Below are 13,297 nucleotides of genomic sequence, written 5' to 3' on the forward strand. Positions count from 1 at the left end.
CTCACTTCCCTTCTTTTCTCCACTGCTTCATCTGAGCAACATTTTTCTCGACAGCGGGGTTCCCGCGGCCAAGATAGCTGGCCATATCGCTGTCGTAGCGCGATTCGGTTTCGGGCGTTTGACCAAGGTCGCCCGTCTCCTTGATCCAACGATCGAGTCGCTGACGCAGTTTTTCCAGCATGCCCTGATGGTTTGGATCGCCGGCAAGATTGTTGAGCTGATGCGGGTCCGCTTGCCAGTCGTACAACTCTTCTTTGGGGCGGGTGGGGGAGAAAAGAAGCTTCTCTTGCAAATCGCTCAACTGCTTCATCTCATGCAGAGAACGCAACGTTTGCACAATACTCTTTCCATCTTTGTACGCATTCGGCTGCAGGTGCGGCCGCTCCGGGTAGCCATTGCGAATGTAGAGCCAGCGGTCGGTGCGCACGCTGCGGAGTTGTTCGACCGTTTCGTCGCAGCGATCGCGGGCAGCGAACACTGCGTCGCGCGGCTGATAATCTTTCGCCAGGATATTGCGGGCCTGCATTGTTTTGGGAATTTCAATTCCTGCCGCAGCCAACGACAGTGCAGCCAGGTCGATGTGCTCGACCAGGTCCTCGCGCGTCACGCCGGCTGCAATGCCAGGGCCGCGAATCACAAGCGGCACATGAGTCCCCTCGTTGTACAAAAACTGCTTACCCCGAGCATGGCTAATGCCGTGATCGGTCATGAAGATGACCACGGTGTTATCCAGTAGCCCTTCTTTTTCCAAGCGGGCGAGCACCTTTCCCACATGCTGATCGGTGAAGCGCACCGCTTCGAGATACGCCGCCCAATCTCCAAGCAGCACCGGATCGCGCGGGTAATACGGGGGCAAGGTGACATCAGCTGGCTTCACAGCATTGTCGAATTCCGCTGCGGCCCGTTCGCTCAACCGGCGCGCACTGGCGTCGGTACCACCGCGCAACTTTCCACCCGCTAGTTGCACCTGCATGAAAAACGGTTGATCGGCCTTGCGCTTCGACCAGTCCGCCGAATCGTACATCTTGCTGTCGTATTCAAAGTTGTAATCCGTTTTGCCCAATCCACCCCCGGCTTGCTTCTTCTTGGCTGGTTGGCCAGCACGCCCCGCATCGGGCAGTCCACTGCCAATGCAGGTGTAGTAGCCGGCCTGCTGAAAGAGGGTGGGAACTGGAGTCACACCGGTGGGTAAGTGGATCTTCTCCACGCCGCGACCGCTCCGATGATGGTGCGAGCCGATCGTCGTTTGATACATGCCGGTAATCAGCGCCGAGCGACACGGCGAACAAACCGGCGCGGTGACGAACGCCCGCGAGAACTTCGTTCCTTCTTTCGCCAGTCGATCGACATTGGGCGTCGCGATCAGTTTCTCGCCATAGCAAGAGAAGTTCGCCGACATGTCGTCGACGATAAACCACAGGACATTCGGACGCTGTTTGACTGCCTCGTCGGCAGTCAGCAAGGTGGTGCAAAAACACAGTACGACGAAAGAGTAGATACGAAACATGGTGAAATGACCTTCAGTTCACAAGCTGGCAAATTAACTTGGCTGTTAACCGATAAAAATATTAGAGCAGTTCGGCGATCGGTTCGCCGGCAGGGAGGATCGCGAGTGGGCGTCCCAATTGGTCGTGCAAGTGTCGCCGCGTGTCGATGCCAAACCGCCGATAGATGGTGGCGAGCAAACAGTTACTATCCATGCGGCGTTCGACGGGTTCTTCCGCCTTGGCGCTCGTCTTGCCGATGACCTGACCCATCTGCAGACCTCCACCGGCCAGCAGCACGCTCATGGCCTTGGACCAATGGTCGCGACCGGGCCGGCCACTCTTGTCTTGGTTCCGAATCAATGGGGTGCGGCCAAACTCACCACAAAAGACAAAGAGTACGTGCCGATCAAGTCCACGCAGATATAAATCCTCGACGAGCGCCGAAACCGACTGATCGAACGAGGGGAGTTTCTCGCGATAGGAATCGAAAATGTGCGAGTTGACGCTGTGATCGTCCCAGTTGCTGGTCACCCCTGTTTCTGGCCGCAAGCGATAATTCGCCTGGCACTGCACAAACCGCACGCCAGCCTCTACCAGGCGCCGGCAAGTCAACAGGCTCTTGCCGAAGTGAGTGTCTCCATATCGCTGCAGGGTGCGAGAATCTTCCTGCGTCAAATCGAAGGCCTGGCGCGTGCGCGGACTGGCCAGCATCGTCGCGGCCCGCTTTTGAAAGCTATCGAGCGCCTGCATTTCGCCAGCGGCATCCACCGCGCGAGGCAACGCATCGAGTTGCGCAAGAAGATTCATCCGCCGGCTGAGGCTGACAACGCCCTCGGGCGAAATGGCCAGATCGTCGTTGCCGATCCCTTCTTTGAAAATCGGAATCGGGTCGTACTGGTTGTCCCCGGTCGACGAACGTGGATTGGGACTCGGCATGTATGGACCGAATGCGGGGCCCAAGTAGGCAGGGCCGCCCCCATAGAACTTGGTGTTGGCCACGAACGACGGCACTTCTCCGCCGCGGCCACGAAGTTCGTGCGCCACGACTGAACCGAGTTCGGGAAATTCCGCGTCGTTCAGGTTGGCAGCCCGCGAGGGGTACCCAGTGAGAAAGCGATGCGTACCGCCCGAGTGCTCGTTCCGCTCGTGATGCAAACTGCGGATCAGCGAAAATTTATCCGCTAGACGCGAAAGTTGAGGCAGAAGTTCAGTGATTTCGATGCCAGGAACGTTCGTCTGGATGGGCTGAAACGGCCCCCGATACTCAGCCGGCGCACCTGGCTTTAGATCGAAAAGGTCGAGATGGCTCGGACCGCCATTCGCCCAAAAAAGGATGACCGAGAACTCCCGATCCACCGACGTGTGACCTTCAGCAGCCAGTAGACCGCCGAGCGTTGGCTGAATGCCTGTGGCTAACGCTCCCAAACTCAAGCCGCCGAGCGACATCCACAATCGCCGATTCAGCGGCCCGGGGCATCGAGTGTTGAGGTGGGTGAAAGGCATCAAGTGACCCCGTCCAGCGCGGTAAATGTTCCATCAACATAGGCGGATGTGTGGCTGGGGGCAATCAAGATCTGCTCCCGCGTCAGTCAAAAAACGGGAACAGTTTTTTCAACTCATCTGCTGTCGGTCGGCGGCCGTATTCGCACAGTTCGAACGATTCTGCAAAACGGACCTTCTTACCACGTTCTTCACCGTACAGCTTGATCAACAAATCGCGATTGCGGTCGGCCTCGCGCCCTTGGCGATCTTCCCATTTTTCGCGCAGCCAGGCTTTGCGTCCCGCTTCATCGCGGGCCAGAGGAACCTTGCGGACAAACTCTTCGCTGCCGCTGGCACCACCTTCATAGACCTGCGAAGTCAGTTCGTGGATCGCGTCGAGCTTTTGCGTAAAGACTTCGTCGAGCGCCACCACCACATCTGGGCGAAAGGCATACGGCTTTTGAAACAGGTCACTCGAATAGAGGAAGACCGGATTCGTCTTCAGCGGCGGCACATCGGGGCAAAAGAACGGCACCGTAACCATGAATGCAGCATCCTGCACCAGCACGCCGACGTAACGATGATCGGGGTGATAGTCCCAAGGGCGATGGGCGATCACGATGTCGGCTTTCCATTCGCGAATTAGCCGGGTGAGCGTCTGGCGATGTTCGAGCGTCGGCAGCAATTCGCCGTCGTGAATATCGAGCACCTGGCTCGTTGTACCCAACTTCGCGCCGCAGGCTTTTGCTTCTGCCGCGCGACGCTGAGCCAGTGGACCGCCGGCCATTTGCCAGTGCCCGATATCGCCGTTGGTAACCGACACTAGCTTGACGTGATGCCCCTGCCTGGCCCACAGCGCGCCGGTTCCTCCAGCTTTGAACTCAGCATCGTCCGGGTGAGCACCGAACACGATAATCCGGAGTTTGCCATCCGCAGCAGCGGGCTGTTTGATTGCAGCTGTTTCGGCAGTAACGGATTGAGCCGCGGCGACGGAGAGGAGACTTAACCAGACAAGCACGAAAGCCAGATTGCGCATGGTGCGATTCTCGAGAGAAGTGGGATTTGCGGAATCAATTATTCGCTGAAGCAATACAAGTGCTCTTCGCCGCGGATCAGCAGTTTGCCACTCACCGCCACCGGCGAGGCAATGATGCGCTCTTGCATGTCGTTCTCGCTCACCAGCTTGAAGCCATCCTGCACATCGGCCACGAAAACAACGCCATCCTCGCGCGGGGCATACATCCGGCCGCCGGCGATCATGGGGGAAGCGTAGTATTTGTTTCGATTCTTCGGCAAGCGATCGATCCAAACAGTCGCGCCGGTTTTAATATTCAGGCAAACGACTTCGCCTTCATCGCGCACGACGTACACATTTCCTTGATAGGCAACCGGCGAGGGAACGAACGAACCAAGATCGTCGTGCGTCCACACCCGATGCGTCGCAGTTACGTCCCCGGTCCCATCCAGCTTGATGCCCGCAATGCGAGCGCCGCGGCCGTAAGGGACGACAGCCATATCGCCATCGACCACGGCTGATGCCACTTGCACCCAGTTACCTTTGCGGTCGGGATTGAACCCGCCGCAACTCCAAAGAGTTTTACCATCGTCCGTAGAGTGGGCCGTTAAATGTTCGGCCCCCCAAACCAACAGAATCTCGCGGCCGTCCCGCTTAACCACGATTGGCGTCGCATAACTATGATCCCCTTCGACGGGCGTTTGATAGTTGCGAGAGACCTTCCAAAGAAGTTCGCCCGACGCTTTTTCGAACGCGGCAAGGTACGATTCGCCCGAGTGCATGGTCGCAACGATCACCGCCTTTTCGGTAACAATCGGCGACGTACCCACATCCCAGTAAAGCGTGTCTTTGGCGAAGCGAGTCTGCAGGTTCGTGGTCCAGAGCAACTTGCCGCTCAGGTCGAGCGTGGCCAGTTCGCCACTCTTGAAATAGGCAAAGATAAAGTTGCCATCGGTAACTGGCGACGAGTTCGCTGCGGAGCCATTGCGATGTTTGCCGCGGCGTTCTTCGCCCAGCTTCGTGCGCCATTGTTCCTTTCCTTGCCAATCGAGGGCGATCACGCCGTTATGGCCATCAACAGGGCAAGTGACGAAAATCCGATCACTCAGCACCGCCGGCGTCGAGCAGCCGATGCCGGGAAGTTTCACCTTCCAATTCAGCTTCTTCTCGTCGAGGAGATTGGCAGGGTATTTTCCGTCTGCCACGCTGCCGCTGTCGTTCGGTCCGCGCCAACGAGGCCAAGGAAGATCAGCTGCCATGGCTGTTGCAGCCAGCACGAATAGAGCGAGCAAGGCGAGATAAAGACGCATGTGTTGGACTCCCGGAGAGTTAGATAGTCTGTTTGTAATGGCAGGCAGATCGAATTGCTATTCGCGACTGGCAGAAAGCCGGACAAAGTCATCGACGATCTTGTCGTCGGTGGGAATTTTCCAAGTATGGGGCTGCGTACCCACCGGAATGCTCTCGGTATGGGTTTTCAATTTGCCCGCTTCGAGCCAGCCATACTCAACCTTCATTGTCGAGGAACTTGGCTGTTCATAAATGCCATAAAACTGCGCATCGATGAGGCCCGTCTTGTGTCCACCGGCGTAAAGTGTGACGCGCACCAGCGCCTGGTTCTTCTTTGCGTCCGCAATGTTGACAGCCCCCGCTAGCCAGCCACTGGAGAATTCGTTGTCCTTGGGGATGTCTGCCTTGGCAAATGTTTGCCAAGTCTTGCCTGCATCGGTGGAAACTTCCAGACAATAGTCGTGCCCCTGCGGCGGCGGCACACGAACCTGGTAGCGAATCGCAGCTCGCACTTCGACAAGCGGATGCTGCGACACGATCGGAAACACCGTGCTCGCCGGCTTGTTGTTTGTCGTCTCATAGGCCAAACGGGATTGGGCGCTCCGACCGCGATAGGCCAGGTTGCTGCTGCGGCGGGATACATCTTCGAATTTTCCCACCTCCTCTTCCGCCAAGCCGAAATTAGGCAGGACTGCCACCACGCCGCGTGCGGCTGCGCGATAGTCTACTTGAGAGCCACCCGGTCTAAGCCGAGGGTAAATCGCCTGACAGACTTGCGTCGTGGTCGTGAATTTAATCTCGTTGATGCTTGACGGTTCCGCCGCGAGAAGACGGACGTGCCAACCGTTGCGTCCTTTCACGCGCTCCGTCAGATCGAGCGGCAACTGAGGATTTTCAATGGTCGTCCACGTCTGACCTTGATCGGGAGAAACATCGACTTGCACTTCGCCATGGAGTTTGCCAGAGACGATAAGGCCATCGGTTGCGCGCCCCGTCATCGGATTGGCATCGTCGACCGGATCGCCGCAGATAACGTATGGGGACCAGTGAGTGAAGGTCACTGAGAATTTGTCACCCAGTTTCGCAAATTGGGCCTTTGCCAGGTCGGGCTGATAGACAAACTCCCCATTGCTATACGAGGCATTGCCGCGGGCATTGTGCTCTCTGCCGTCGTGCCGCGGCTGGCCGTTATTCGCGAAGGTCCAATCGCGAAAGGGTCCGCCAGGCTGATGGTGCCAGAAGCGGCGTTTTGTTGGGCCGCCGAAATGATCGGGATCGAACCAGCGTGTGAACGTTTCGCCGGCACGCAGGTTGACAATTCCGGGCTGGCACTCGTAGCCGCCGTTGTACATGCGGTACCACTTGTTCGGCTCTTTCGCGACCTGCAGCCAGCCTTTCTTCATGCCGTTGAAATCGCCGGGCCAGGCAAACGGATAATGCGGCACGGGAGCTTTCACCGAACCAGCAAGCGTGGGATCCGCGATGATGTCTTCGTAACCGGCGACGATGCCGTCCTGGCGAAACAAGAGTCCGGCCATATCGGTATCGAAGGCATGCCAGGTTCCGCCGTACTGAATCTCGCTGTTGGTGTGCCCGGGAAATGCTCGCCGCCGCGCCGCAAAGCCAGCAGCTTGCCAGTATGGTTCGTTCCAAGCATGTACGGTGCCGCACAGGCCGTAGCCGTACGAGAATCGCGCTCGCGCGGCGTCATACACAATCGAGTCTTCATGCCCCGCATTCGTATCGGGCTGCCTGCCTGGCGAACAGAACTCTTGCGGCGACGCCAAATGCCATTGGTGCGTCAAAAGCCAGTTATAAACGGCAATAGCCTGCTCTTGCTCGGTCAGCGGCTGCTTGCCATTCACGGCGAATTTCACACAGTCGGCTACCGTCTGAAACGCTCCCTCGCCGGCATACTGCGGGTGGTCCGTGCGCAACGTGGGGTCGCCGACTTGGGCGTAGGCCGTGGAAATTTGCCAAGCTACCAATGTCGCTACCAAACTGTAGGTAAGTCGAGCTCTTTTCAACATCGAATGAATTCGTCCGTGTTAGAGAGGCGATTGCGATGCGAATGGCTTGGCACGGCCCGCAAGTCGCCAACCATGCCATCGCAATAGATGAAGTCCGCAAGCATACGTAACCGTAAGCGAAAATATGGCGAGGCAACCGATCAACAGCATTTGCCACAGATCTTGGGAGAATGACCAGGATGCGTAGAAGGCATACACCACGGCGAGCCCCATGGATCCTGCCAAGTTCGCTGCCCAGGCAATCGACAATCGCCCGCCTCGCAGAAACAGGGCCGTCAGGGGCACAGCGATCATTAGCACGAACAGGGCGATGATGGATGAGAATAGCAAAGTTGTGATGCGCGAGTCACTTTGACTAACAGCAACTTCCTGGGAACATGTTTTGCTGAATTGCAGCAAGCCCAAACTAAGCGCGACGATGGTGGTCGCCAGTAGCAAGTCCCGCAGCGAAAGCTTGTCAGTCGAGCCGCACGCAATTGTGCCCACTGGCCGTTCATCGCTGCGCTGCAATCGCCACCCGAAGACCACTCGCATGAACCAAAACGGAGCTTGAAAACCCAACAGCAAAATTGGAATCGTAGCCATGAGCGGCCAGTTTTCGCTCCAAGGTACACTCAAGTAAAAGTCGTGCGAAAAAGGATCGGCTGGTCGGCGTAGCGATTCGAGCCAAGTGCCGAACCAGGAAGCGAAGGGGTAACTCGCGCAGAGAGATGCCGCGATTCCGGCAATCACCAGCCAATAGGCGGTCAGGCGCGGCCACAAGGTTCCTGTGCTCCCGGCTAACACCAGGCTCGCCAATGTGGCCTGAACCATAATGAGTAAATAGACCAGCAGCGAGCCTGACGCCAGAAGTGCGAACCCAAAACTGTAGTTGTAGGGATTGCTGAATTGCGTGGAGGCCACGAAATGCATCGCCAGCGTCTGCCAGCAAAACAGACTCGCGTTAGAAAATGCAAACGGCAATCCCAGCCAAATCAACAACGTCCGCCACGGCGAACCGTGAACCTGCCAGCGGAAGACTGGTGGCGCAGACGCTGCTGAAGCGTCACTTTCAGCAGGTGGCAATGCAACTGCGGGCGATGTGGCGAGCGCGGCCTCTTCCATGCGTTCGCCTCCCAACATCCTTGTGATGATTTACCGATTGAACAAAAACGCCGGGCTGTTGATGAGAGCCCAGGCGAGATCTTGCACACCGATGAGGCGGGCATTGCGCGTGGTCTCTTCTGCTTGCGAAATGGCGTTCTTCAGGCGGGCAAGTTCGCCATCCTGAGCAATCACGTGCGCAGTGAGCGCGCTGTTCTGCTCGGGCGTTCGTTTTTCTTTAGGCGTGGCAAGGATCGCGGCAATCGCGTCGGGCACCTTGCCGCCGCTGATCGGCCGGGGCGAATTCGTTGCGCTCAAGCGGAACTTACCGAGGGCGTGCGTACCATCCTGATACTGCTGCGACAGGGTGAACGTCAGCACCGTACCACCAGCAGCACCGGCGTCGGTTTTCGTTTCGAAGATGGCAATGTGCGTTTTGCCTAAGTCGGGCGAGACACCCCAGCCGGTCGCTTCGTTGCCATCGATGGCGCCAACCACCGCCCAATTTGCCTGGCTAAAGTCAGCCGTGGCGTTTTGCAATACCACGGGCTCTAGTTTCATCGGTTCCGCCTTCGGTGCAGCAGTGACTTTGAATTCACTCAGCACGAAGTTCCCCTTGGCCGATCGCCCGGGCCCCTTGCCCGGCAATGCGGGGTCTGCCAAAGCTTCCAAGCGAATGCCGGTGATTCCAGCGAGATCGACGTTGGCAGTCAAGGTATAAACATCCTTGGCAGTCGAACCGCTCACCATCACTGCTTGATCGTCCAACACCTTAAAAGTGGCACCCGCTTGCGACTTGGCTTCGCCAATCGTCAGCGGAGTCCACGCAGCGGCCTTGCCAGCCGTGGCTTCCCAGGCGGCGACCTTCGCTGGCAAAGTCGTTTCATAAGCGGCCAATTCCTGCTTGGCCTGTTCCACTTCGCCGTTGGTGGCAACGAGCGCAGCCTGCGAGAACTTAATCTCTTGGGCCGAAGGCTCGCGGGCCAGGAAACGAAGGAAGACCTCGCGAATCAGTTTCGTGTCGTCCTTCTCTGTCGTGACCAGCTTGCTGAGTTCGCTATTGGCGTCGGCGAGCGCGTTGGCGACCGTCGGGCCGTTAATCAACTTCAATACTGGCCCCAGCACCATGCCGGACGAGCGCTCGCATTCGCAGCTGCTCTCGCGCACCGGCTTGCCGAAGTCATCCAGGAACGGATCGGAAATGCCTGCATCGGGCAGCGCTGCCGCGCGGAATCCAGCCGGCACACCTTGCAGGCGCGGCTGCGATCCGGTCGCAATGTGAATGGCGTCGTATAGCGTCTCAGCAGTCAAACGCCGCGGTAAAGCGTGCGAATAGTTGATGCCGTCGTCGTCGTTCCACTGGTTTGTTTTGACCGACAGTTGATAGGTGCGCGACTTGCAAATCGTCCGGAGCATGTGCTGCACGTCGAAGTTCGATTTGACGAAATCGATCGTGAGAGCATCTAGCAGTTCGGGATTCGTTGGCGGATTGCCGGCGCGAATGTCATCGATGGGCTCGATGATGCCCACGCCAAACAGATAGCCCCACAACCGATTCGCATAGCTCTTGGCAAAGTACTGATTTTCTTTCGACGTCATCCACTGCGCCAGTTGCTGCCGGCGCGGTGTGGTGGTCGGGGCCACGTCGCTGTGGGCGAAGGGAAATGCCGGCGGACTGACCTGGCCGGTACGGTTGTGATTGATGTCGCCGCTGCGGGCATCGTAAATCACTTCGACCAGAGGTGTCGCGCCTTCGACGGCCGAACCACCAATCTTCATACCGGAGTAGAGCGGGTCTTCCTTGCGACCAATCTGAGCGAAGTAGGCCGCCATGTTGTAGTACTGGTCCTGCGTCCAGCGCTCGAAGGGATGGTCGTGGCACTTGTTGCAATTGAACCGCACCGCCAGGAAGAGGTGCGTCGTATTCTCCATCGCGTTCTCGGGATCGCGCAGCACTTTGTAATAGGCGGCCGGCGGATTCTCGATGTTCGAGCCGCGGGCGGTGAGGACTTCGCGGGCGAATTGATCGTAAGGTTTGTTGGCGGCAATTGCGTCCTTGATCCAGTTGCGCAGGGCGACGGAACCTTCCTCGCCCAGGAACTTACGATTCACCTGCAGCATGTCGGCCCATTTGTTGGTCCAGTTTTCGACATATTCTCGGCTGCCAATCAGACTGTCGACGAGCGCGTCGCGCTTGGTTTTGCTATCGCGCGTGTCGGCGAAAAACGCCTTGACCTGCTCAGCGGATGGCGGCAGGCCGGTGAGGTCGATGTGCAACCGGCGAATGAATTCGTCATCGCTGCACAATTCGCTCGGCAGAATCTTGACCTGCTGCAATTTCTTATAGATCAGCCCATCGATGTAGTTATTGGCTGGCGGTTCTTGCCAGGCGAAACCGCTGCGGTCGCCCATGCAGATGATGGTGGTGGCCGCATACGCACCTTCGTAGCGCACCAGCACGGGTGCTTCGCCGCGACGCAGGGTGGTGATGATTCCGCGGGCATCGGCTTCGATCTTTTCGATATCGCCACTTTCGATGAAGGCCTCGCGAGTGACGTCGCGAGTGCTGCCGTCGCTATAGGTGGCTGTGACAGTAATCTGCTGTTTCATGTCCGGACGCGGGACGATCGGATTGAGCGGATAGACATCAATTTTCGTAACCCGCGGCGCTTGCAGGTCGAGCTTCACCCCCTGAGCAATCCATTCGCGAAGCAGACCGTAATAAGCATCTTCCACGTTCATACGTACGCCACCGACGTGCGGCGCGGAACCAGTTGCTTTGAGCAACATCAAGCTCTGATCGGGAGCGGCGCGATTGAACCGCCGTGCGCCCAGATCGTCCGTAAGTGCGCGATGATCGTAAAGCGCGTCGTAACCTCGCAAGGAAAGTTTAAATCCGTTCTTACCATCCTTCGCGCCGTGGCAAGTTCCCTGATTGCAGCCGGTGCGCGAGAGGACAGGTTGCACGTCGCGCAAGAAGCTGATGGGTTGGGCTTGTTCGACACCCGCGACTGCGACCGGAACTTTGGCGGAGAGATTGTTGTACGAGTAAACGAGTTCGGCGTTGCCGTTGCCCACGGCCCGCAGTTGACCGTCGGCCGAAATGCTGGCGACCTTCGCGGCATCGGCACCGTTAAGTTGCGGCTTGGCAATGCGCGTCAGATCGACGCTTTCGCCCGAGTCGAGCTTGCCGGTCACGAGAATCTGCCGGTAATCGAAGCGGTGCTTTAGCTCCGCTGTCGTCGGGCGAACTTCGAGGGACACGACCTTCAAGCCCTTCGGCAATTCCTCGCCGCGTGCCGCCGATAACGACATAATCATCAGCGCGAGGGGAATGGCGGTGAGCCAGCACAACCAGCAGTAAGTACGATTGCAATGCATTTCCGTGCCTCAATTCTTCGTTACTAGTCCGACGCGTAAGCGAGGGACGATGCGGGTACCAGCTTCACCCTCGCTTGCGCGTTGGGCTAATGGACTAATTCGCTGCGGTAGCTGTCTTGATTTCGATGGGCAGGAATTTGCTGATGAGTTTTCCATCGGCGGCATTCACCAATCGCACTTCACCATCAAAACCGGCGATAGCTAAGGTCTGGCCATCGGGCCGAAAATCGACGCTGTAGATGCCCCCTTCGGGAATTTCCAACTTCCACAGCTGTTGGAAACTGGTTGTGTCGTAAACGCGAACTTCGCCGCGGCCATCTTGACTGCTGCCCGCAGCGATCTTGCTGCCATCCTTACTGTAAGCCACGCCAAAGATGCGGCCGGGCTGAGCGGGAAACTCTTTGAGCAGGTTCGCATTGTCGCCGATCTTGCGGGCTTCGGTGCGGATCATTTTGAAAACCTTCGGGGCACCATCGGAACCGCCGCACAGCAGTTCGTCCTTGGTGGGATGACGATCGATGGCAATCAGCCCGCCCTTGAGCGCGCCGGGTGTGATGCTCGTGAGATTATCGACGAACCGCTGCGTACCAACTTCGACCAGCTTCATCGACATGTCGCGACTGACGGTGATGATGTGATCGCTGGCGGTCGAGAAAACGGTATCGAGCACCCAGTCGTTATGGGCCCCGTTAAACAGCACCTGTTCGCCGGTTGTGGGATCGATGCCACGCATCGTGTTATCCGGGCAACCAAAGCCAACCAGCTTGCCGTTCGGCGACCAACTGACTCCATAGATCGTATCGTAGCCGACCATCTTCGAGAGCTTGAGTTCGCGCTTGGCGATGTCCCAAATCTGCACTTCGCCAAAGCGGCCAGGCGAGCCACCGCAAGCGGCGAGCATGGTGCCATCGGGCGAAAAGGCAATTGCTTCGATTCGTTCCGACTCGCCAACCAGCCGGGCAATCAGCCCGCTGCCGTCAGGCTTGTGGAGCAGTACCTCGTGATAGCCGGCCACGGCTAGCGCGTCGCCACTGGGCGAAAACTTCACGGCCTTCAGCACAGGCGGAGCCAGATACTCGGGCGGATGATCGGCATCGTAGCGGAGCATGTTCGAGGCGGGCGTATCGTTCTTGGCCCCTTGCTCAATCCAGGTCTTCACCAGGGTCACTTCGGCATCGGTCAGCGGCGGGGCATCTTTGGGCATGTCCGCCTTGCCATCCTTGGGCGTGATCTGTGCGAGCAGATGACTCTTGCTCGGCTGACCAGGCACCACGGCCGCATCGCCCGATTCGCCTCCTTTGAGCAGGGCCGCGAAGTCGGTCATGACATAGTCGCCACCTTGCTTGGCAGGCTGGTGACAGCCCGTGCAGTTCTTGGCGCGAAAGATCGGCAGCACTTGTTTGAAGTAGCTGACTTCGGTCTTGGCCGGCGCTTCTTCAGCAGCAATAGGCAACGAGAACAAACAGCAGAGGCATAGCGCCGCTGTGGGAGCGAATACGAAACTCTTCATGCCAATTCACGTCCGCGTA

The 13,297-nt window shown here is 57.9% G+C and carries 8 protein-coding genes; all 8 read right to left on the minus strand.

What is annotated here, in order from left to right:
* Position 1: 1 nt before the first annotated feature.
* On the minus strand, positions 2-1,507 hold the full coding sequence (locus tag ETAA8_RS14680; protein WP_145089466.1) for a sulfatase family protein: 1,506 nt from the start codon (positions 1,505-1,507) through the stop codon (positions 2-4).
* Between the two features lie 61 nt (positions 1,508-1,568).
* A complete protein-coding gene (locus ETAA8_RS14685; protein WP_145089469.1) occupies positions 1,569-2,990 on the minus strand; it encodes a DUF1501 domain-containing protein in 1,422 nt (473 codons plus the stop codon).
* A gap of 82 nt (positions 2,991-3,072) precedes the next feature.
* Positions 3,073-4,005, minus strand: coding sequence for a PIG-L deacetylase family protein (locus ETAA8_RS14690; RefSeq protein WP_145089472.1), 933 nt, complete (start codon positions 4,003-4,005; stop codon positions 3,073-3,075).
* A gap of 38 nt (positions 4,006-4,043) precedes the next feature.
* A complete protein-coding gene (locus ETAA8_RS14695; protein ID WP_145089475.1) occupies positions 4,044-5,294 on the minus strand; it encodes an outer membrane protein assembly factor BamB family protein in 1,251 nt (416 codons plus the stop codon).
* A gap of 57 nt (positions 5,295-5,351) precedes the next feature.
* Positions 5,352-7,304: a hypothetical protein gene (locus ETAA8_RS14700; protein WP_145089478.1), complete on the minus strand. Its 1,953-nt coding sequence runs from the start codon at positions 7,302-7,304 to the stop codon at positions 5,352-5,354.
* Positions 7,305-7,322: 18 nt separating this feature from the next.
* Entirely contained in the window at positions 7,323-8,408 is a 1,086-nt protein-coding gene (locus tag ETAA8_RS14705) for a hypothetical protein (protein WP_145089481.1), read from the minus strand.
* 30 nt (positions 8,409-8,438) lie between these two features.
* Entirely contained in the window at positions 8,439-11,768 is a 3,330-nt protein-coding gene (locus ETAA8_RS14710; RefSeq protein ID WP_145089484.1) for a DUF1549 and DUF1553 domain-containing protein, read from the minus strand.
* Between the two features lie 94 nt (positions 11,769-11,862).
* Positions 11,863-13,278 carry a WD40 domain-containing protein gene (locus ETAA8_RS14715; protein ID WP_145089487.1) on the minus strand — a complete coding sequence of 472 codons (1,416 nt, stop codon included), beginning with the start codon at positions 13,276-13,278 and terminating at the stop codon, positions 11,863-11,865.
* Positions 13,279-13,297: the final 19 nt, after the last annotated feature.

Source organism: Anatilimnocola aggregata, assembly GCF_007747655.1.
In the GTDB taxonomy this organism is placed as follows: Bacteria; Planctomycetota; Planctomycetia; order Pirellulales; family Pirellulaceae; genus Anatilimnocola; species Anatilimnocola aggregata.

Coding starts and splice junctions, on each gene's coding strand:
- ETAA8_RS14680 (WP_145089466.1), bottom strand. CDS start 1,507: ATGTTTCGTATCTACTCTTTCGTCGTACTGTGTTTTTGCACCACCTTG.
- ETAA8_RS14685 (WP_145089469.1), bottom strand. CDS start 2,990: ATGCCTTTCACCCACCTCAACACTCGATGCCCCGGGCCGCTGAATCGG.
- ETAA8_RS14690 (WP_145089472.1), bottom strand. CDS start 4,005: ATGCGCAATCTGGCTTTCGTGCTTGTCTGGTTAAGTCTCCTCTCCGTC.
- ETAA8_RS14695 (WP_145089475.1), bottom strand. CDS start 5,294: ATGCGTCTTTATCTCGCCTTGCTCGCTCTATTCGTGCTGGCTGCAACA.
- ETAA8_RS14700 (WP_145089478.1), bottom strand. CDS start 7,304: ATGTTGAAAAGAGCTCGACTTACCTACAGTTTGGTAGCGACATTGGTA.
- ETAA8_RS14705 (WP_145089481.1), bottom strand. CDS start 8,408: ATGGAAGAGGCCGCGCTCGCCACATCGCCCGCAGTTGCATTGCCACCT.
- ETAA8_RS14710 (WP_145089484.1), bottom strand. CDS start 11,768: ATGCATTGCAATCGTACTTACTGCTGGTTGTGCTGGCTCACCGCCATT.
- ETAA8_RS14715 (WP_145089487.1), bottom strand. CDS start 13,278: ATGAAGAGTTTCGTATTCGCTCCCACAGCGGCGCTATGCCTCTGCTGT.